We start from the raw sequence: 21215 nt of genomic DNA on the forward strand, positions 1-21215 counted from the left end.
GTGATAGTCCAGCGGCGCCAGCGCGCGGCGCGCGAGCTCCTGGCGACGCCGGGCGTCGCCGCTAGCAAACTCCCGCGCCGTTGTCGCCGGGGATTGCGGCGCCGCCGCGACCCGTCGAGGCGCCCGCCCCCGACTTCGGCCCCGAACCGGCGGACCGCGGTTGGCGGCGCATCCTGCGGCTGCTCACGTTCGGCCTGGTCAAGCTGGGGCCGTCCCCGGCGCAGCGCCAGGAGGCGCAGTTCCACGCGGCCATCCGGGCGCGCCTGCACGGCAACCACAAGGTCGGGATCCTGGGCAAGGGTGGCGTGGGCAAGACGTCCGTCGCCGCCAGCGTCGGGTCGCTGTTCGCGGAGCTGCGCCGGCAAGACCACGTCGTGGCGATCGACGCCGACACGGCTTTCGGACGACTCAGCAGCCGCATCGATCCCGCCGCGTCGGGCTCGTTCTGGGAGCTGACGTCCGACAAGAACCTGCAGTCCTTCGGCGACATGGTGGCGCGGGTGGGCCGCAACTCGGCCGGCCTGTACGTGCTCGGTGGCGAGCCGGCCTCCGGCCGGCGGCGCAGCCGGCCACTGTGCGGAGGGGGGCGCCACGGGCTCCCGGGGGGTCAAGCCGGGCGGTCGCGGCGCCGGGCCGGCGGGCCGGTCGGGCTGCAGACGGTCCCGCAGGAATTCGTCGCGCTCGTTCATGGGCTCCTCGAGTGCCGGTCGATGGATCCTCGCGCTCACTGTCGGTCGCGACACACTCGCCACGTGATGAGCGCCACGGTCTGACGTCCGCCGCCGGAGGTGGACCGTTACTCCTCCAGTATCGGCCACGCGGCGCGGTGCGCCACGCTGCAAACTTAGCCTGTGCTGACCAGGGCGGCAGCGCGGTACCGCCGGTTGCGCGCTGAGCACGCGCGGATATCAGTTCAGCAACACCGTGCCCGACGTCGCCGGCCCCGCTAGCAAACTCCCGCGCCGGGACGGGGCGCGCGCGCCCGCCGCGGGGCCCAGCCCTGTTGTGGGGAATTTAACGACACCGAAACACCGCGCCTGCGGGTTTGGCGAACGGCGGCCTCAGCGAAATTTACGCACCTGCCGCGTGGCGGCTAGACTTATCGAAGTTGGCATGTCAGGCGGGTATTGTCATATCGTTTTACGACTTGTCGAGACCGGTTCCAGGCCACCGTTCAGAGCTGCACGGACGCATCCCCAGCGGGATCAATTCCGCCTGGAGCACAGCCCCTCGAGACAAGGCCGAAGGGATCACGCCCGCAACCTCGGGGGTGCTGGCTCGTCGGAGCTGCTGCTAACGGCCGCGTGAAACGTTCCAGGTGAAGGGTCAGGTGCATATGACGCCCAAGCGCGTCGGGCTATACAACCCCGCGTTCGAGCACGACGCGTGCGGGGTCGCCATGGTCGTCGATATGCACGGCCGTCGTACCCGCGAAATCGTGGACCAGGCCATCACCGCGCTGCTGAACCTCGAGCACCGCGGTGCCCAGGGCGCCGAGCCGCGCAGCGGCGATGGCGCGGGCATCCTGATCCAGGTGCCCGACGCCTTCCTGCGCGAGGTCGTCGAGTTCGAGCTGCCGCCGCCCGGCAGTTACGCCACCGGGATCGCGTTCCTGCCGCAGTCTTCCCGCGACGCCGCGGCCGCCTGCGCCTCGGTGGAAAAGATCGCCGAGTCCGAGGGCCTCACGGTGCTCGGCTGGCGCAACGTGCCGACCGACGACTCGTCGCTGGGCGCGCTGTCCCGTGACGCGATGCCCACCTTCCGGCAGGTGTTCATGGCCGGCGCCTCGGGCATGACACTGGAGCGCCGCGCCTACGTGGTGCGCAAGCGCGCCGAGCACGAACTCGGCACCAAGGGGCCGGGTCAGGACGGCCCCGGCCGCGAAACCGTCTATTTCCCAAGCCTTTCCGGTCAGACGTTCGTCTATAAGGGCATGTTGACCACCCCGCAGCTCAAGGCGTTCTACCTCGACCTGCAGGACAGCCGGCTGACCAGCGCCCTGGGCATCGTCCATTCGCGGTTCTCCACCAACACCTTTCCGTCCTGGCCGCTGGCCCACCCGTTCCGGCGCATCGCGCACAACGGGGAGATCAACACCGTCACCGGCAACGAGAACTGGATGCGCGCCCGCGAGGCGCTGATCAAGACCGAGGTGTTCGGCTCGGAGTCCGACGTGGAGAAGCTGTTCCCGATCTGCACGCCGGGGGCCTCCGACACCGCCCGCTTCGACGAGGTGCTCGAGCTGCTGCACCTGGGTGGGCGCAGCCTGCCGCACGCCGTGCTGATGATGATTCCCGAGGCCTGGGAGCGCAACGAGTCGATGGACCCGGCGCGGCGGGCGTTCTACCGGTACCACGCATCCCTGATGGAGCCGTGGGACGGCCCGGCGTCGATGACGTTCACCGACGGCACCATCGTCGGCGCGGTGCTGGACCGTAACGGCCTGCGCCCCTCCCGGATCTGGGTCACCGAGGACGGTCTGGTGGTGATGGCCTCCGAGGCCGGCGTCCTGGACCTCGACCCGGCCAAGGTGGTGCGCCGGATGCGGTTGCAGCCGGGCCGCATGTTCTTAGTCGACACCGAGCAGGGCCGCATCGTCTCCGACGAGGAGATCAAGGCCGAGCTGGCCGCCGAACACCCGTATCAGGAGTGGCTCGACCAGGGGCTGGTAGCGCTCGAGGATCTGCCGCAGGGCAACTACAAGCGGATGCCGCACGACCGGCTTGTCCAGCGCCAGTTGACCTTCGGCTACACCTACGAGGAACTGAACCTGTTGGTGGCGCCCATGGTGCGCGCCGGCGCAGAACCGATCGGCTCGATGGGCACCGACACCCCGGTCGCGGTGCTGTCCCAACGCCCGCGGATGCTCTACGACTACTTCCAGCAGCTCTTCGCGCAGGTGACCAACCCGCCGCTGGACGCCATCCGGGAGGAGGTGGTGACCAGCTTGCAGGGCACCACCGGTGGCGAGCGCGACCTGCTCACCCCGGACGAGAACTCGTGCCACCAGATCGCGCTGAGCCAGCCGATCCTGCGTAACCGCGAGCTGGCCAAGCTGATCAACCTCGACCCGAACGACGAGGTCAACGGGCGGCCACATGGCATGCGCTCCAAGGTGATTCACTGTCTGTACCCGGTCGCCGAGGGCGGCGCCGGGCTCGCGGTGGCACTCGACGATGTGCGTGCGCAGGCGTCGGCCGCGATCGCCGACGGCGCCCGGGTCATCATCTTGTCCGACCGCGAATCCGACGAGAAGCTGGCGCCGATACCGTCGCTGCTCGCCGTCGCCGGGGTGCACCACCACCTGGTGCGCGAGCGGACCCGCACCCACGTGGGCCTGGTCGTCGAATCCGGCGACGCCCGCGAGGTGCACCACATGGCGATGCTGGTGGGCTGCGGTGCCGCCGCGGTGAACCCGTACCTGGCCTTCGAGTCGATCGAGGACATGCTCGACCGCGGCGTGATCGACGGCATCGACCGTGACAAGGCGCTGACCAACTACGTCAAGGCCGCCGGCAAGGGCGTGCTCAAAGTCATGTCCAAGATGGGCATCTCGACGCTGGCGTCCTACACCGGCGCCCAGCTGTTCCAGGCCGTCGGCGTGTCCGAGGACGTGCTCGACGAGTACTTCACCGGGCTGGCGTGCCCGACCGGCGGGATCACGCTGGAAGACATCGCCGCCGACGTGGCCACGCGGCACAACCTGGCGAACCTCGACCGGCCCGACGAGCGCGCGCACCGCGAGCTCGAGGTGGGCGGGGACTACCAGTGGCGCCGCGAGGGTGAGTACCACCTGTTCAACCCGGAGACGGTGTTCCGGCTGCAGCACTCCACCCGCACCGGCCAGTACAAGATCTTCAAGGAGTACACCCGCCTGGTCGACGACCAGAGCGAGCGGATGGCGTCGCTGCGCGGACTGCTGAAATTCCGTGCCGGAGTGCGGCCCCCGGTGCCGCTGGACGAGGTCGAGCCGGCCAGCGAGATCGTCAAGCGGTTCTCCACCGGGGCGATGAGCTACGGCTCGATCTCCGCCGAGGCGCACGAGACGCTCGCGATCGCGATGAACCGCCTGGGCGGTCGCTCCAACAGCGGCGAGGGCGGCGAGGACGTCAAGCGATTCGACCGCGACCCCAACGGTGACTGGCGGCGCAGCGCGATCAAGCAGGTCGCCTCGGCGCGGTTCGGCGTCACCTCGCACTACCTGACGAACTGCACCGACATCCAGATCAAGATGGCCCAGGGCGCCAAACCCGGTGAGGGCGGCCAACTTCCGGGCCACAAGGTGTACCCGTGGGTGGCCGAGGTCCGACACTCGACGCCGGGTGTCGGGCTGATCTCGCCGCCGCCGCACCACGACATCTACTCCATCGAGGACCTGGCGCAGCTGATTCACGACCTGAAGAACGCCAACCCGGCGGCGCGGGTCCACGTCAAGCTGGTCTCCGAGAACGGTGTCGGCACCGTGGCGGCCGGCGTCTCCAAGGCGCACGCCGACGTCGTGCTCATCTCCGGTCACGACGGCGGCACCGGTGCCACGCCGCTGACGTCGATGAAGCACGCCGGCGCGCCGTGGGAGCTGGGCCTGGCCGAGACGCAACAGACGTTGCTGCTCAACGGGTTACGCGACCGGATCGTGGTCCAGGTCGACGGTCAGCTCAAGACCGGGCGGGACGTCATGATCGGGGCGCTGCTGGGCGCCGAGGAGTTCGGGTTCGCCACCGCCCCCCTGGTGGTCGCGGGCTGCATCATGATGCGGGTGTGCCACCTGGACACCTGCCCGGTGGGTGTGGCGACGCAGAACCCGCTGCTGCGCGAGCGGTTCTCCGGCAAGCCGGAATTCGTCGAGAACTTCTTCATGTTCATCGCCGAGGAAGTTCGGGAGTACATGGCGCAGTTGGGCTTCCGCACGTTCAACGAGGCCGTCGGCCAGGTGGGTGCGCTGGACACCACGCTGGCGCGGGCGCACTGGAAGGCGCACAAGCTGGACCTGACGCCGGTGCTGCACGAGCCGGAATCGGCGTTCATGAACCAGGACCTGTACTGCAGCTCACGCCAGGACCACGGGCTGGACAAGGCGCTGGACCAGCAGTTGATCGTGATGAACCGCGAGGCGTTGGACTCCGGCAAGCCGGTGCGGTTCTCCACCACCATCAGCAACGTGAACCGCACGGTGGGCACCATGCTCGGCCATGAGCTGACGAAAGCCTATGGTGGACAGGGCTTGCCGGACGGCACCATCGACATCACGTTCGACGGCTCCGCGGGCAACAGCTTCGGCGCCTTCGTGCCCAAGGGCATCACCTTGCGGGTGTACGGAGACGCCAACGACTACATCGGCAAGGGCCTGTCCGGCGGCCGGATCGTGGTGCGGCCGTCCGACAACGCACCGGCCGACTACGTGGCCGAGGACAACATCATCGGCGGCAACGTCATCCTGTTCGGCGCCACCACCGGCGAGGTCTTCCTGCGCGGTGTGGTCGGCGAGCGGTTCGCGGTTCGCAACTCGGGCGCCCACGCAGTGGTCGAGGGCGTCGGGGACCACGGGTGCGAATACATGACCGGTGGACGGGTGGTCATCCTCGGCAGCACCGGTCGCAACTTTGCGGCGGGCATGTCCGGCGGCGTCGCCTACGTCTACGATCCCGACGAGGAGTTACCCGACAACTTGAACACCGAGATGGTGGAGCTCGAGTCCATCGACTCCGACGACGCAGATTTCCTGCACGGCATCATCCAGGCGCACGTCGACGCCACCGATTCCGCGGTGGGGCAACGCATCCTGGCCGACTGGCGCAACGAGCAGCGGCATTTCGCCAAGGTGATGCCCAAGGACTACAAGAAGGTGCTGGCCGCCATCGCGCAGGCCGAGCGCGACGGCGTGGATGTGGACAAGGCGATCATGGCGGCGGCTCATGGCTGACCCGACTGGTTTCCTGAAGTACACGCACCGGGAGCTGCCCAAGCGCCGGCCCGTGCCGTTGCGGTTGAAGGACTGGAACGAGGTCTACCAGGAATTCGACGACGAGATCCTGCGCGAGCAGGCCACGCGCTGCATGGACTGTGGTATTCCGTTCTGCCACAACGGGTGTCCGCTGGGCAACCTGATTCCGGAGTGGAACGACCTGGTGCGCAGGGGGCGTTGGCGCGAGGCGATCGACCGGTTGCACGCGACCAACAACTTCCCGGACTTCACCGGCCGGCTGTGCCCGGCGCCCTGCGAACCGGCCTGCGTGCTGGGCATCAATCAGGACCCGGTGACGATCAAGCAGATCGAGCTGGAGATCATCGACCACGCCTTCGACGAGGGCTTCGTGCAGCCGCTGCCGCCGACCAAGCTGACCGGGAAGACGGTGGCCGTGGTGGGTTCGGGCCCGGCCGGTCTGGCCGCCGCCCAGCAACTGACCCGGGCGGGGCACACCGTCACCGTGCTCGAGCGGGCCGACCGCATCGGGGGGTTGCTGCGCTACGGCATCCCGGAATTCAAGATGGAAAAGCGCGTCTTGAATCGACGGCTGGACCAGATGAGCGCCGAGGGAACGGAATTCCGCGCGGGCGTCAACGTCGGCGTGGACATCACGGCCGAGGAGCTGCGCCGCGACTTCGACGCGGTGGTGCTGGCCGGCGGCGCCACCGCAGGGCGTGACCTGCCCGTCCCCGGGCGCGACCTCGACGGCATCCACCAGGCGATGGAGTACCTACCGTGGGGCAACCGGGTGCAGGAGGGCGACGACGTCCTGGGCGAGGACGGCGAGCCGCCGATCACCGCCAAGGGCAAGAAGGTCATCATCATCGGCGGCGGTGACACCGGGGCCGACTGCCTGGGCACCGCGCACCGTCAAGGTGCCGCCAGCGTGCACCAGTTCGAGATCATGCCGCGCCCGCCGGAGGCCCGCGCCGAATCCACCCCGTGGCCGACCTACCCGCTGATGTACCGGGTGTCGTCGGCGCACGAGGAGGGTGGCGAGCGGGTGTTCTCGGTGAACACCGAGGAGTTCCTCGGCGAGGACGGGCACGTGACGGGGCTCAAGGCGCACGAGGTCACCATGCGCGACGGCAAGTTCGAGAAGGTCGAGGGCTCGGACTTCCAGCTCGACGCCGATTTGGTGCTGCTGGCCATGGGATTCGTGGGCCCCGAGCGGGAGGGCCTGCTGACCGACCTCGGCGTCAAGCTCACCGAACGCGGCAACGTCGCCCGAGGGGCCGATTTCGACACGTCGGTGCCCGGCGTTTTCGTTGCCGGGGACATGGGCCGCGGGCAGTCCCTGATCGTCTGGGCGATCGCCGAGGGCAGGGCCGCCGCGGCGGCCGTGGACCGGTATCTGATGGGGTCGACGGCGTTGCCCGCCCCCGTCAAGCCGACCGCCGTGCCGCTTCAATAGTCACACTAGTCACAGCAGAAACACGCGGAAAAGCGTCCGGCGCGTCTCCCAACGTTTGCCAGAACCTGTTGTCTAATAGGTGTCTGTGGGCCCCATCACACGGGCGTCGTATGGGAGTCCCGGCTGAACGAACCGATCGCAGGAGTGATCACTGTGCACATTAACCCAGTACCTCGATCGCGGATGGGGCGAATTGCCTGGTCCTGGCTGCGCCACCCGGTGAAGAGCCGCGAGTTCCCCGCCAGACACGAACGCCTGGTCACCGCCGCGGATCTCCTGTCCTTCGGTGCGTAACCGCCGGGCCCGCGCCACACAGGCGGGCCCGACGGTTTGCTCGGCGGGACGAACAGGGGAGCGCCGGCCCAGAGAGCGTCAGCCGGTGAGCAATCCCGAATCGCGGATGGCTTCCGCGAGCGGTTCCAGCACCGCGGGGTCGTGCGGCGGGGGCAGGTAGACGATGCCCAGGTCCAGGCCCTCGGCGGCCAGGCCCGCCGCGTCGGCGATCACCTTGCCGTAGTCGAGGTCCGGCTCCAGCCGCAGGTGCGCCGACAGGGTGATCTCTTGGGGATCGCGGCCGATGTCCGCGCAGTGCGCAGCCAAGACGTCGCGCTTGTGGGCGAAGACGTCGGGCGTGCCGCCGACGAAATTCCAGTGCTGGGCGTAGCGCGCGGTGATCCGCAGGGTGCGCTTCTCCCCGTTGCCACCGATGCAGATCGGTGGGTGGGGCCGCTGCGGCCCCTTCGGCTCGTTGCGCGCGCCCTTGAGCTGATAGAAGGCGCCGTCGAAGTCGGTGGTCTCCTCGCTGAGCAGGCTGGTCAGCACGGCGCAGGCCTCCTCGAACCGGTCGAAGCGTTCCTTGATGCTGCCCAGTTCGATGCCGTAAGCGCCCGACTCCTCCTCGTTCCAGCCCGCGCCGATGCCGAGCTCGAGGCGCCCGTTGGAGATGATGTCGAGGGCCGCGGCCATGTTGGCCAGCACTGCGGGGTGGCGGTAGTGGATGCCCGTCACCAAGGTGCCCAGCCGCAGGCGCTTGGTGGCCTGCGCCAGCGCGGTCAGGGTGGTCCAGCCCTCGAGGCAAGGGCCGCTGCTGTCGGCGAAGATCGGGTAGAAGTGGTCGAACGTCCACCCGGATTCGAAGACGTCCATGTCGTCGGCGGCCTGCCAGACAGCCAGCATGTCGGCCCAGGTGGTGTTCTGTGGTGAGGTTTTGAACGCGAATCGCATGAAAACGACGTTAGTCGCTCTTTATGAAGCGCAACTAAACTCAGCCGCACGATGACTGGCGCGCTCGGACTCGACACCAAACTGACCCTGTTGGCGGCCGGCCTGATCTTCCTGCTGGCCCTGCTGCTGGGGGTCTGGAAATACCGGCAGATGATGGTCTCCGAGGATCACCGCGCGCATCCTTACGTCGATATCGCGCACCGCGCGGCGCTGCTCTACTCCTTCGCGACCCTGTTGCTCGCGGTCTTCGTAGAGCTCAGCGCGTGGGCCGCGTGGGTCAATCTGGCTGCCGCCGGCGTGGTGGTGTTCTTCTTCGTCGCGGCGATCCTCAGCTACGTCGCCCACGGGGCCCGCCGTGACACCGTCAACCAATTCGACGGTGCAGATCGGTCCCTCGCGGTCGCGATGGCGCTGCTGATCGCCGGCGAAGTCGGCGGCTTCGGCGTGCTGTTGTGCGGCTTCGTCGCCGAGCAGCTGCTGTAGCAGGCCGGGCACACTGGGGACATGGATCCGGTAGCAGCCCTGCGGCAAATCGCCTACTTCAAGGATCGGAGCCGCCAGGACCCTCGGCGCGTCATGGCGTACCGCAAGGCCGCGGACGTCGTGGCGGCCCTCGACGACGCGGCGCGGGAGCGGCACGGCCAGGCCAACAGCTGGCAGTCGCTGCCGGGCATCGGACCCAAGACCGCCAAGGTGATCGATCAGGCGTGGTCGGGCCGTGAACCGGACCTGTTGGTCGAATTGCGCTCGGCCGCTGAGGATCTCGGCGGGGGTAAGATCCGGTCCGCGCTGCGCGGTGACCTGCATCTGCACTCCAACTGGTCGGACGGCTCTGCGCCGATCGAGGAGATGATGGCCACCGCCGTCGCGCTGGGCCACGAGTATTGCGCGTTGACCGATCACTCGCCGCGGTTGACGATCGCCAACGGCCTGTCCCCGGAGCGGCTGCGCCAGCAGCTGGACGTGATCGACGGACTGCGCGAGCAGTTCGCCCCGCTGCGCATCCTCACCGGCATCGAGGTGGACATCCTTGATGACGGCAGCCTGGACCAGGAGCCCGAGCTTCTGGAACACCTCGACGTGGTGGTGGCCAGCGTGCACTCCAAGCTGTCGATGGACGCTGAGGCGATGACCCGGCGGATGGTACGGGCCGTCTCCGATCCGCACGCCGACGTGCTCGGGCACTGCACCGGGCGGCTGGTCTCGGGCAATCGCGGCATCCGGCCCGAATCCAGCTTCGACGCCGAGGCCGTGTTCGCGGCGTGCCGCGATCACGGCACCGCGGTGGAGATCAACTCGCGGCCCGAGCGGCGCGACCCGCCCACCCGGCTGCTGAACCTGGCCCTGGAGATGGGCTGCCTGTTCAGCATCGACACCGACGCCCACGCGCCGGGCCAGCTGGACTTCCTCGGCTACGGCGCGCAGCGCGCGCTGGACGCGGGAGTTCCGGTGGACCGGATCGTCAACACCTGGCCGCAGCGCAAACTGCTGGAATGGGCCGGGAGCTGACGGCTCAGACGCTCACCGGTTCCCGGACCTCGGCGGAGGTGTCGTCGCTGTTGGCGCGGCTGTGCAGCACGTTGGCCGCGGCCACCAGCGCGCACGTCGCCGCCGGGATGAGCAGCGAGTAGCCGCCGAAGCGGGCGCCGAACACGATCCCGGCGATGCCGCCGCCGAGGAACAGCAGCAGCGTGGTCACGAGTATCGCCGCCTTCCACTTCTGGATGCCGTCCTGCCAGCTGCGCCCGAGCATCAGGCCGAGGTCGGTGACGGTCCCGGTGAAGTGCGTGGTGCGGATCGCCATCCCGCGAAAGCTGGACGTCATGCCGTTTTGCAGGCCGAGGGCCATGGCGGCGAACATCGCCTGCACGGCGGTCTCCTCGACCCCGAGCGAGATGATCTGCGCCTTGACGAACGTCTCCTCGACACCGGCCGCGGCCAGCACGAGAAGCGCCGCCTCGGTGAACAACACGACGGCATGGCGGGGGCCGGCCAGCGCCTCGGTGGGCGCCAACACCACCCCGGCCATCGTCGCTCCCGCCAGGAACCCGAACAGGATGGCGGCCAGCACGTGGCCTTCGTACAGCCACGGATTGGCCGTGTTCATGCCCAGCTGAGTGGTGATCGCGGTGAGATTGCCGACCGGCAACGCCAGGATCAGCAACGCCACCGCGTTGACGAAGCCAGCCGAGAGCGCGAGTATCGCGCTGTATCCGAGGAGGAGGCCTTCGCGAGGCGGGCCGCTGGTGCGCGCTGTGTCTGGCGACGGCATCGTTCAGTTACTCACTTTCGAGGTGGGGTTTCCGCGAGCCTACAGCCGATACGCATCCGCCCGCCCGTCGAGAGCCGCTCCTCAAATGAAGCTCATATCTTCCAAATGTCATGTGGGAGAAACGAATTCGTTACCCACACCGCCCAGCGAACGCCGGATCAGTCGGGGAGATATGGCACTTCTATACCCGAATCCCGGCCGATCAACACCGCCGGCGTCAGCGCGGACTTACCGAAGCGTTGCCGCACCCGGTCGACGGCCGCATCCACCACCGGCGAATCCGAGGCGAGCGGCAGCATCAGCTGCTCGGCGCCGCCCCGGTCGATGTTGGACACCGCGAAGCCGACCAGGGTGAGGCCTCGCTGCGCGATCAGCGGCGCCGCCGCCGCGACCAGTTGCCGGGCAGCGGCCAGGATCGGCGCCGTCGACGACGTCGCCCGCGGCAGCGTGCGCGACCGGGTGACGCGGCTGAAGTCGGCGAACCGCAGGCGCAGCACCACCGTGCGGCCGGTGCGCCCGGCCGTGCGCATGCGACCGGTGATGCGGTCGACCAGCCCGACGACCACGGCGTCGACCTCCGCGGCCGACATCCGGCTGCCCGCCCTACCCAGCGCCCGCTGGGCGCCCACGGACCGGCGGCGGACCCCGGTGGTCACCCTGCGGCGGTCGATGTTGCGCGACAGCGCGTAGAGCTGGCGACCCATCGCCGCACCGGCCAGCGAGGCAAGCGCCGACTCGCTGAGCTCGGCGACGTCGGCGACGGTCACGATGCCGTGCGCCTGCAGCTTGGCGGCCGTCACCGCGCCGACGCCCCACAGCCGGCGCACCGGCAGCGGTCGCAGGAACTCCAGCTCGCGGTCCGGCGGAACCAGCAGCAGCCCGTCGGGCTTGGCCTCCTGGCTGGCCACCTTGGCCAGGAATTTCGTGCGCGCGACGCCGACCGTGATCGGCAAGCCGACGCGCTCCCGGACGTCGGCCCGCAAGCGGGCCGCGATGGCGACCGGGCTGCCCGAGAGCCGGCGCAATCCACCGACGTCGAGGAAGGCCTCGTCCACCGAAAGCGCCTCCACCAGCGGCGTCGTGTCGCGGAACACCTCGAAGACGGCGTCGCTGGCGTGCGAGTAGGCCTGCATGCGGGGCGGCACCACGACGGCGTGCGGGCACAGCCGCCGCGCCTGGGCGCCGCCCATGGCCGTGCGCACGCCGTAGGCCTTGGCCTCGTAGCTGGCCGCCAGCACCACCCCGCCGCCGACGATCACGGGCAGGCCGCGCAGCGTCGGGTCGTCGCGCTGTTCGACCGACGCATAGAACGAGTCCAGGTCCGCGTGCAGGATGGACGCCTCGCAGTCCACGAACGTATGTTCGCATGGCGGGCCGACAACGGTCGGGTGGTCAGGCGCCCTCGCCGTAAATGCTGCTCACCCAGATGTGCACCAGGGTGTCCAGCAGCTGCTCGTCGCGCACCGATGGCCTCGCGTCGGCGAACGCGGCGAGCATCACCTTTTCATTGAGCAGGTTCAGCGCCGCGGACAGATCATGGGCCGGCAGGGTCACCGGGGCCGCGCCGCGGGCGCGCTCGGCTTCGATGACCGTGGTGCTGTGGTCCACCCACTTCTGCATGAACCGCGACCACAACTCGCCGACCTCGGAATTGGTGCGCGCCGCATCGGCGGCCAGCGACACCGCCCGATGGGTCCCGAACGTCTCGACGAAGACGTTGATACCGGTGCGCCACAACGCTTTCAGGTCGGCGGGCGGGTTGGCGACCATGGTTTCCAGCGCCGAATCGGCCTCGATGACCACGCGTTCGAACAAGGTGAGCAGCACGGCGTCTTTGGACGGGAAGTAGAAGTAGAAGGTAGGGCGGGACAACCCGGCACCCTTGGCCAGGTCGTCGACCGAAATGTCGGCGAGCGGACGTTCGGTCAGCAGCCGCTCGGCGGTGCTCAAAATCGCCAGTTCCCGGTCGTCGCCGGACGGGCGCGCCGAACGCCGGCCGCGGGAGGTGCGCGCAGAGCCGACGGCAGTCACGGCCGCCAGTTTACACAGCGTCGAGAAATTCGACAGCGTGTTCAGTAGTTCAACAAGGTGTTGACCGACTCGACACAGCGTTGATAACGTAGCCGCATGACTGAGCACCTCGACGTCGTCATCGTCGGCGCTGGCATCTCGGGCGTTAGCGCCGCCTGGCACCTCCAACAGCGCTGCCCATCCAAGAGCTACGCGATCCTGGAGCGTCGCGACGACCTGGGCGGAACGTGGGACCTGTTCAAATACCCGGGGATCCGATCCGACTCGGACATGTTCACCCTCGGGTTCCGGTTCAAGCCGTGGCGCTCGGCGAAGTCCATCGCCGACGGCGCGTCGATCAAGGCCTACATCAAGGAGGCCGCCGTGGAGAGCGGGATCGAGCAGCACATCCGCTACGGGCATCGGGTGGTCGCCGCCGACTGGTCCGACGCGGACAATCAGTGGACCGTCACGGTGGAAAGCGGTGGGCAGCAACGCGACATCACCGCCTCCTTCGTGTTCGCCTGCACCGGCTACTACAACTACGACGAGGGCTTCTCGCCGACGTTCGCCGGATCGGACGACTTCGAGGGCACCATCGTGCACCCGCAACACTGGCCGCAAGATCTGGACTACTCGGGCAAGAAGATCATCGTCATCGGATCGGGTGCCACCGCCATCACTTTGATTCCCGCACTGGTCAATTCGGGATCCGGCCACGTCACCATGCTGCAGCGGTCGCCGACATACATCGGCTCGCTGCCCGGCGTGGATCCGTTCGCGGAACGGACCAACCGCCTGTTGCCCGACCGGCTCGCCCACGTAGCGAATCGGTGGAAAGCCATCGCGTTCAGCACCTTCCAGTACCAGCTGTCCCGCAAGGCGCCGGCTTACATGCGCAAGACGTTGATGACGATGGCGCAGCGGCGCCTGCCGCAGGGCTACGACGTCGAGAAGCACTTCGGGCCCAGCTACAACGTCTGGGACCAGCGGCTGTGCCTGGCCCCGGACGGCGACTTCTTCCGCGCCATCCGCCACGGCAAGGCCGACGTGGTCACCGACACCATCGAGCGGTTCACCAAGACCGGCATCAAGCTGACCTCCGGTGAAGAGCTGCAGGCCGACATCATCGTCACCGCAACGGGATTGAACATGCAGCTGCTGGGTGGGCTGACGCCGACCCGCAACGGCGAGCCCTTCGACCTGCCGTCGCTGATGACCTACAAGGGCTGCATGTTCTCCGACGTGCCGAACTTCGCCATCACCTTCGGCTACACCAACGCGTCGTGGACGCTGAAAGCCGACCTGGTGTCGGAGTACGTCTGCCGGCTCCTGAACTACATGGACGCGAAGGGCTTCGACATCGTGGAGCCGCAGCGGCCGGGCGAGGACGTCGACGAGCTGCCGTTCATGGACTTCAACCCCGGCTATTTCCAGCGCTCGATGCACATCCTGCCCAAGTCGGGGTCGCGGGCCCCGTGGCGGCTCAAGCAGAACTACTTCTTCGACATGCGCACCATCCGGCGCGGCAAGATCGACGACGAGGGCCTGCGATTCAGCAAGAAGCCGGCGAAAGTCGCGGCTTAGCGGCTAGATGACGACGATGCCGTCGTCGTCGCTGTAGGCGATCTCGCCGGGCGCGAACGTGATTCCGCCGAGGGTGATGTCGACGTCGCGGTCACCGGCGCCCGTCTTGGTGCTCTTGCGTGGATTCGTGCCAAGCGCCTTGATGCCGATCTGGAGGCCGCGCAGGGTGGCGGCGTCGCGCACCGCGCCGTTGACGATCAGCCCGGCCCAGCCGTTGGACCGGGCCAGCTCCGCGATCACGTCGCCGACCAGCGCCGTGTGCAGCGAGCCGGCCCCGTCGATCACCAGCACGCCGCCGTTGCCCGGCTCGGAGAGCACGGACTTCAGCAGGGCGTTGTCCTGGAAACAGCGCACGGTGCTGATCGGGCCGGCGAATTCGGCGCGGCCGCCGAATTGGCGAAACTGAACGTCACACGAGCGGACGTCGGACCCGATGTCGTCGACCAGATCGGCGGTCGGTTGGAAAGTGACTGTCACGCCTGACAGGTTAGACGCATGGGCGGCGCTCAGCGGCGCCGCAGTTGGCGGATCAAGAGCACGGCCAGCAGGCTCACCGCCAGCGCGACGATCCACGGCACCGGCGATTGCTGGAGCGCGGTCGCCGCGACGTCGGGGGACACCGGATTCTCGGCGGTTTCGACGGTCGACTTCGCCTGCGCCGCGGCGTCTTTGGCCGCGGCGGTGAGGTCGCCGTTAGTCTCGATTCGCTGTGGGATGCCGACGGGCGGGTCGACGGGTTGGGCGAGCGGGGGCTCGGCCTTTTTCGCCGGGGCCTTCTTGGCCGGCGCCTTCTTGGCCGGCGCCTTCTTGGCCGGCGCTTTCTTGGCGGCCGGCGCTTTCTTGGCTGGCGCCTTCTTCGCGGGCGCCTTCGCCGCCTTGGCCGGCGGCGCCTGCTCCGGCGGCGCCTGCTGCGGTGGGACCGGTGGCGCGTCGGCGTCGTTCTCGGCGGGGTCCTGCGGGTCTGCCATGCGGCCGCTCCTCGAGCATTGCTGTCGTCGTTGGTCTAGCTCACCGGGCTATTGGTCCCATCATGCCAGGACGGGGTTTGCAGGCCCCGGTCACCGCTGGCGGCCGGTCAGCGCCGCCGCCGCGCCCACACGGCACCGCCGCCGACGAGGGCCACCGCGGCGGCGACGAACGGCCACACCGGCAGGCCGCGCGCGGGGCCGGCGGGGGCCGCCGCCGGGGGCCCCGGCGTTCCGGTGCCGGGCGTGCTGAGGTCGAAAGACCAGGAGCCGGACACCACGTGGCCGTCCGCCGAGGTCACGCGGTAGTGGACCGTGTAGGTGCCCGCCGGCCCCAGGGGCCGCAGCGCCACGCTGACCACGGCGCCCTGCACGGCGGCGTCGCCGCTGGACCACAGGTTGGCGTCGGGCCCGACCACGGTCATGGCGGCAAAGGTGGTCTGCAGGCGTTCGTTGAAGGTGGCGCTGACGCGCGGCGGCCCGCTGGCCAGCGACGCCCGGTCCGCCGGGTCCGTGGCCACCCGGGCGGCGTGCGCGGAGGCCGCCGGTGCGGTCACGGCGGCGAGCACCAGCAGGGCGCCGACGCCCGCGGCGACCGCCAGGCGCCTCATGCCCGGCGGCGCACCAACGCGACCGCGATCCCCGCCGCGGCCAGGACCAGCGCCGCTCCGCCCAGCACGCGGGCCGTGTTGTCCGGCGCGGTCGCCGGCGCCGCCGACCCCGCCGCATCACCCCCGCCACCCGCCTGGTGGTGGTCGTGGCCGCCGGCAGGGCTCGCGCCCAGGCTCAGCGCGGGCGCCGGGTACTCGGGCTCCCCACCGCCGGGTGGCGGCTGCTGATCCCACTTCACCACCGTGCCGTCCGAGTACGTCTGGGTGGCGGGGAAGCTGACGGTGGCGGTGTCGGGCAACTTCATCGAGATCCGGAACAGCGCGAACTGGTCCACCGCGATCCCGCCGCCGGGCACCGCCGTCCAGGTCACGGAGTGCACGCCGCCGGAGGCCGCGTCGCGGTCCAGCTTGGCGGTCCATCCCGGCACGGTCTCCGTGCGCGCCGACGCGACGTCGGGCAGGGCGACGGTGAGCGCGGTCGTCGTCGCGCCGGTGTTCGATTCGTTGGGCACCTGGAAGGTCACGATGGCCGTCGCGCCGCGCACCGCGTTGTCGCTGGTTGCGTGGACGTGCGCCGACGCCACCGCGAGCTGGGTCATCGAGCCGGCAGACAGGGCGGCCACCGCCATCAGCAGTCGCGGGATCGTGCGCCGGGGCAACGGCATGGGCTCAGCCCAGCCCGAGGCGGGCCATCAAGTCAGCCTCGATGCCGTCGAGCTGCGCCGCGATCGCGGCGTGCGCGGCGCGGCGGCGCCCGGCCGGCATGTTCTCGGCGGCGGTGACCGCCGCCGACAGGTCGGCGAGGCGATCGGTGATGGCGGTGACGAATTGCTTGGTCTCGGCGTCGCGGGGCTTCCTGTCCTGCACCGACCGCAGGGACTTCTCCGCGCCGGCGATCCGGGCGGACAGTTCGGCGCCGTGACCGGAGAACTGCCCGATCTGGGCCAGCGGGATGCCGAGCTGGTCCGCGCGTCGCTGGTCGACCAGCGCGCGCGCCGAGACGGCGGCCCGGTAGATGATCGGCGTGAGGACGGGCGCGAGCAGGCGGGACACCGTCAGGACTCGGCGAATCCGCGTCGGCGAAAAGAGCTTGCCTTCCCGGACCGCCTTGAGTTCCGCCTCCGCGACCTTCAACGCGTTGCGGTCGCTGTCCCGTTGCGCCCGGATCTGGGCGCGCAGCGCCTTCTCCTCCGCCCGGTGCGCGGTCTTGAAGCGGCGAATCTCGTTCTTGGCGGCCAATTTGGCTTCGAGCTTGGCGCGGGCCTTGATGGCGCGGGCTTCGGCCCGGCGCGTCGCGCGGCTCTTTCGCTTGCGGAACAGGCCCATTGCCGGCCGCCTCCCGGTCTCTCGTCGACTGTCGCTCTCGCGCGTGCGCGATCCGTCAGCCAACCCTAATCGGGATGGGCGGATGCGCGTTCGCCAGGGCGGGGCGGCGAGGCGGTGCGGGCCGCCACGACGTGTGGGCTTTTCGAGACCGGGCTAGGCGTCCAGGTGCTCGACGCGGCGCAACTCGTTCACCCGCTGCATCACCTCGTGCTGTGCCTCCGGGGACAGCTCGGCGGTGCGCAGGGCGATGCGGCGCACACCCTCGTCGCGCATGGTGGCCAGCCACGACAGCTCCTTGTCGAGCTTTTCGTAGTACTCGTCGTCGGTGAAATACGCCGGCTTGATCCGGAAGAAGTTGGCGAGCGCGGCCATGGTGGTCGACGACGGATTGGTCCGGTTGCCCGACCGTAGCTGAGACAGGTAAGGCGCCGACATGGTGACGCCCTCGGCCTTGAGTGCAGCGATCACTTCCGCGGAGGTATGCGGGCCCCGGCCCGGGGGATAGACCGTCTCGAACAAGCGGTTCAGGCGAGCAGCGAACGTCGTGCTCATTATTGGCACCTCCACTGAGCTTAAGAAGTGAACTATTACCTATGTGTATTTGCTGATCATGGTAGCGAGGGTTTGTGATCGTAACCAGGTGCAAACCCTTAGGCTTTGACTATCGACGTAGCTGGCGAACGCCAACAGTGCACTTGACGAGCGTCTAACTGATTCGCTGGAGTGTCCACCAACTCCACGAAACTCACAGGTTATCCGCAGAATTCGGTAACCGGTGGGAAGTGGCGGGCCCGGGCCGCGACGGACCGGCACGCGGCGGGACGGGCCCCGCTGTGCGATCGCACCGCAACGAGAACGGCATCCGGGCTACGCCGACAACCGCTTTGCTGCCGCCCCGGAAATCGTGCGGGAAACGAACGGGGTCAGTCCGGCGGCGGCCGACGTCCGGGATGGTCCGAGCGGAGCTCACCGGTGTCCTCGCCCGACGGCCCGGTCCCGGCCGCAGCTAAACGCCTGCGGCGTCGCCTGGCGGGTGCCCCGACCGCGACCGCGGTAGCTGCCACGACCGCGACGGTCGCCACGACCGCGGCCCACGGCCGGCCCAGCGCGGTGTCGAAAAGTATCCAGATTCCGAAGACGAGAAAGAGCAGACTGGCCGCGGCGTGCAGCAGCCGCTCCGGGAGGCGCCGGTGCAGCAGCGATCCGACCCCGATCGCCAACCCGTCGGCCAACACCATGCCCACGGTCGAGCCGATCCACACGCCGGTCCAGTCGTGATCGCTGGCCAGCGTGACTGTCGCCAACGCGGTCTTGTCGCTGAGCTCGGCGAGCACGAACGAACCCACCACCGTCAGGATCGCGAATCGCGGTTCGCCGGACGTCGCGACGTCCTCGTCGTCGCTGCCCTCCCGCCACGCCCATACCGCGAAGGCGAAGAAGGCGATCGCCGACGCGAACGCCATCGGCCGCGCCGGCAGAGTGGCGCCCAGGAAATGGCCGATCGTCACCGAGGCGCCGTGGACGGCGAACGCGGCAACGGCCACCCCCGCGAGCACCACCCACCACCGATAGCGCAGGGCGTACGTCATGGTGATCAATTGCGACCGGTCGCCCAGTTCGGCGACGAAGACGACGCCCAGGGTCAACAGCGCGGCGGCGAGCATAGGGAGGCCTTTCGACGCGTCGTCGACGACGAGGTCATCGAACTCCGGTCGAAGGTCTCGCCCACCGAATACGAATCCGGTTCGCCGGCCGGGCGTTGCGCCAGTGTGTCGACTCGACGATTAGGGGCTACTCCCCTTCGCTAACGGTTCAAGGCTAATAGGGCTTTTCGGCGTGCGCCAGCATGGCGGCGGAGTTCGGGCGGCCGTAATTGTGCGATTCGCGGGCCGAAATGCCCGCGGGGGAAATGCGTTAAGCGGCAAGCAGCATTGCAAGAATGGCCGTGTCGGGGTGACTGATCGGGTCGACGCCGACCCGGCTCACCATCGAGGTGATGGTGCCGTCGGCCTCGGCCTCCACCCAGGCGGCGCGGTGCTCGAGACCCAAGTAGGGCAGGCCGGGCAGCAGCACGCATCCCGACGCCGCGCCGGTGCATTCGGGCAGGGACGGCGTGGTTTCCGAGGGCGGGTGCAGCATGAGCAACGCGGGGGGCTGGTGGTCGGCGAAATAGCCTGGCTGGATTGCTGATTCACCGAAGACCGTGCCCTCAGCCAGGACCAGGCCGACCGTTCCGGGTTCGGGTTCGTCGGGCAACTCTTCCCGGACGCCGAACACCGTTGTCGTGGAAAGCAATCCGGGCAGCGACGCCACGCGGACCGCAACCATGAGCAATTGGGCCCATTCTTTTGTCGAATCGGGCCACCGCCCGGATATTACGAACCCTTTCAGGGCACCACGAGAATGGAAGGGGGAAACGCCTATCGGTCGTTCCGAGCCAGTTTCCATTTCGAACCTCCGCGCGCCGCGTCCGCTTCGAATAACCACTCTGTAGCTCGAATGATTAAGCATGCCTGCGGTTTAGGCAGGGTGCAACCCGACACGGCGGAAGTTATGTGACGGTGCGCCGACAAACGACGGGGGCGCCGCGCAGTGCGCGACGCCCCCACCGATCGAAAGAGGTCTCAGCCGAAAATCAGTCCCTGAGCCTTCGACGTCGCGGCCGTGTACCGCTTCTCGACGTCCGCCCAGTTCACCACGTTCCAGAAGGCCTTGACGTAGTCCGCCTTGACGTTCTTGTACTGCAGGTAGAAGGCGTGCTCCCACATGTCCACCTGGAGCAGCGGGATGATGCCCAGCGGGACGTTGGCCTGCTGGTCGTAGAGCTGGAAGGTCAGCAGTTTGCCGCCGAGGGTGTCATAACCCAGGACCGCCCAACCCGACCCCTGCAGGCCGTTGGCCGCGGCGCTGAACTGCGCCCGGAACCGGTCGAACGAGCCGAACGCGTCGTCGATCGCCGCGCCCAGGTCACCGGTCGGCTTGTCCCCGCCGTTCGGCGACAGGTTCTTCCACCAGATCGAGTGGTTGACGTGACCGCCGAGGTGGAAAGCCAGGTTCTTTTCGTTCAAGAAGATCGCAGCGTGGTCCTCGTTGGCGCGTGCCTCTTCGAGCTTGGCGAGAGCGTCGTTCACACCTTTGACGTAGGTGGCGTGGTGCTTGGTGTGGTGGATCTCGTTGATCTGCCCCGAGATGTGCGGTTCCAACGCTGCGTAGTCCCAGTCCAGATCGGGCAGGGTGTATTCAGCCACGGCATTCCTTTCTTCGATTGTGTCTTGGCGCTCGCGCGCGCGGGCCTGCCACAGGGAGGCCAGCCTTCACCAACCCTGCTCCATCGCCGCTCACACCGCAAGGAAGGCGGTGGGGCGCGCACGCTGGGGAGGTGGGGCGCCCGAGGCGATGGCGCTGCGCGGCTACGACAAGACGATGAGGGCGAGGACGGCGAGTAACGCCAACGCGATCAGGCCGGCGCGCAAGGCCGCGACACTGTAGCTGTGGTTCCACGCGGCTGAGCCGCAATACGACTTCGACGGGGCCGGTGACCCCGGACCGAACGACTGCGTGGCCATCTATCGCCTTCCACCCCCCAGGTCACCCCAGCAAGTGAGGTGAGTCACAAACAGTTTAGCGAACGCGATCATAACGCTTCGGCGTCGAGTTGGAAAATACTGCGCTGAACTGGGGCGGAGGCTCGGCTCGGGCTGGGTGCGGGCCGCGGTGAGCGCGGCGCCGTGCCGGGCGCCGCAGCGCCAGGCGAGTGCTTAGCCGGGCAATTCATTTCGCTCAACGACCGATTCAGGGCTGTCTATGGCACGCGTTCGACACCGGGGTGTTATCCACAGTT

The 21215-nt window shown here is 68.6% G+C and carries 19 protein-coding genes and 1 pseudogene; 6 read left to right on the top strand and 14 right to left on the bottom strand.

From position 1 onward, the window contains the following. Positions 1-80: 80 nt before the first annotated feature. The 3 genes and pseudogenes from A5714_RS16720 to A5714_RS16730 all read left to right on the top strand — a co-directional run. Positions 81-563: pseudogene (locus A5714_RS16720) on the top strand (ATPase); the annotation flags it as partial. Between the two features lie 773 nt (positions 564-1336). Further along, on the top strand, positions 1337-5920 hold the full coding sequence (gltB, locus tag A5714_RS16725; RefSeq protein ID WP_068286918.1) for a glutamate synthase large subunit: 4584 nt from the start codon (positions 1337-1339) through the stop codon (positions 5918-5920). Next, the gene (locus A5714_RS16730; protein ID WP_068072379.1) at positions 5913-7379 is read left to right on the top strand and encodes a glutamate synthase subunit beta; all 1467 of its coding nucleotides are present in this window, start codon (positions 5913-5915) and stop codon (positions 7377-7379) included. Before gltB ends, A5714_RS16730 begins: the two co-directional genes overlap by 8 nt. 372 nt (positions 7380-7751) lie before the next feature. Here the strand turns inward: A5714_RS16730 and A5714_RS16735 are convergent, their stop codons facing one another. Further along, complete coding sequence (locus A5714_RS16735) at positions 7752-8603, bottom strand: LLM class F420-dependent oxidoreductase (RefSeq protein WP_068072377.1); 852 nt, start codon at positions 8601-8603, stop codon at positions 7752-7754. A gap of 51 nt (positions 8604-8654) precedes the next feature. Here A5714_RS16735 and A5714_RS16740 point away from each other — a divergent pair, with 51 nt between their 5' ends. Both A5714_RS16740 and A5714_RS16745 read left to right on the top strand, forming a co-directional pair. Next, on the top strand, positions 8655-9086 hold the full coding sequence (locus tag A5714_RS16740) for a hypothetical protein (protein WP_068286925.1): 432 nt from the start codon (positions 8655-8657) through the stop codon (positions 9084-9086). A gap of 21 nt (positions 9087-9107) precedes the next feature. Then, entirely contained in the window at positions 9108-10112 is a 1005-nt protein-coding gene (locus A5714_RS16745; RefSeq protein ID WP_068286928.1) for a PHP domain-containing protein, read from the top strand. A 4-nt stretch (positions 10113-10116) separates the two neighbouring features. On the opposite strand, the gene A5714_RS16750 is transcribed toward A5714_RS16745, so the two are convergent. The 3 genes from A5714_RS16750 to A5714_RS16760 all read right to left on the bottom strand — a co-directional run bounded on the left by A5714_RS16750 (position 10117) and on the right by A5714_RS16760 (position 12906). Continuing rightward, positions 10117-10875, bottom strand: a complete 759-nt coding sequence (locus A5714_RS16750; protein WP_068286931.1) for a YoaK family protein — start codon at positions 10873-10875, stop codon at positions 10117-10119. A gap of 158 nt (positions 10876-11033) precedes the next feature. Continuing rightward, positions 11034-12227, bottom strand: coding sequence for a DNA polymerase IV (dinB, locus tag A5714_RS16755; protein ID WP_068286937.1), 1194 nt, complete (start codon positions 12225-12227; stop codon positions 11034-11036). A 40-nt stretch (positions 12228-12267) separates the two neighbouring features. Next, on the bottom strand, positions 12268-12906 hold the full coding sequence (locus A5714_RS16760) for a TetR/AcrR family transcriptional regulator (protein WP_068286939.1): 639 nt from the start codon (positions 12904-12906) through the stop codon (positions 12268-12270). 96 nt (positions 12907-13002) lie between these two features. Between A5714_RS16760 and A5714_RS16765 the strand changes: the two genes are divergently transcribed. Further along, a complete protein-coding gene (locus A5714_RS16765; RefSeq protein ID WP_068286942.1) occupies positions 13003-14472 on the top strand; it encodes an NAD(P)/FAD-dependent oxidoreductase in 1470 nt (489 codons plus the stop codon). Between the two features lie 3 nt (positions 14473-14475). On the opposite strand, the gene rraA is transcribed toward A5714_RS16765, so the two are convergent. The 10 genes from rraA to A5714_RS26670 form a co-directional block, all read right to left on the bottom strand. Further along, positions 14476-14949, bottom strand: a complete 474-nt coding sequence (gene rraA / locus A5714_RS16770) for a ribonuclease E activity regulator RraA (RefSeq protein ID WP_068286945.1) — start codon at positions 14947-14949, stop codon at positions 14476-14478. A 29-nt stretch (positions 14950-14978) separates the two neighbouring features. Next, positions 14979-15440, bottom strand: coding sequence for a nucleoid-structuring protein H-NS (locus A5714_RS27500; RefSeq protein ID WP_068286949.1), 462 nt, complete (start codon positions 15438-15440; stop codon positions 14979-14981). 107 nt (positions 15441-15547) lie between these two features. Then, on the bottom strand, positions 15548-16048 hold the full coding sequence (locus A5714_RS16780) for a copper resistance CopC family protein (protein ID WP_068286951.1): 501 nt from the start codon (positions 16046-16048) through the stop codon (positions 15548-15550). Next, the gene (locus A5714_RS16785) at positions 16045-16713 is read right to left on the bottom strand and encodes a YcnI family protein (RefSeq protein WP_068072352.1); all 669 of its coding nucleotides are present in this window, start codon (positions 16711-16713) and stop codon (positions 16045-16047) included. Before A5714_RS16785 ends, A5714_RS16780 begins: the two co-directional genes overlap by 4 nt. 4 nt (positions 16714-16717) lie before the next feature. Then, positions 16718-17374: a DUF6474 family protein gene (locus tag A5714_RS16790; RefSeq protein WP_068204843.1), complete on the bottom strand. Its 657-nt coding sequence runs from the start codon at positions 17372-17374 to the stop codon at positions 16718-16720. A gap of 153 nt (positions 17375-17527) precedes the next feature. Further along, entirely contained in the window at positions 17528-17926 is a 399-nt protein-coding gene (locus tag A5714_RS16795; protein ID WP_068072345.1) for a secretion protein EspR, read from the bottom strand. Between the two features lie 371 nt (positions 17927-18297). Next, positions 18298-19038 (bottom strand): TMEM165/GDT1 family protein, encoded by a 741-nt coding sequence (locus tag A5714_RS16800; RefSeq protein WP_068286953.1) that lies wholly within the window; start codon positions 19036-19038, stop codon positions 18298-18300. Positions 19039-19288: 250 nt separating this feature from the next. After that, entirely contained in the window at positions 19289-19822 is a 534-nt protein-coding gene (locus A5714_RS16805) for a peptidase (protein WP_068072339.1), read from the bottom strand. 176 nt (positions 19823-19998) lie between these two features. Then, a complete protein-coding gene (locus tag A5714_RS16810; RefSeq protein WP_068072336.1) occupies positions 19999-20622 on the bottom strand; it encodes a superoxide dismutase in 624 nt (207 codons plus the stop codon). 162 nt (positions 20623-20784) lie between these two features. Beyond that, positions 20785-20940: a hypothetical protein gene (locus A5714_RS26670; RefSeq protein WP_197502895.1), complete on the bottom strand. Its 156-nt coding sequence runs from the start codon at positions 20938-20940 to the stop codon at positions 20785-20787. Positions 20941-21215: the final 275 nt, after the last annotated feature.

Origin of the sequence: Mycobacterium sp. E2462 (assembly GCF_001672685.1) — a bacterium.
Lineage (GTDB): Bacteria > Actinomycetota > Actinomycetes > Mycobacteriales > Mycobacteriaceae > Mycobacterium.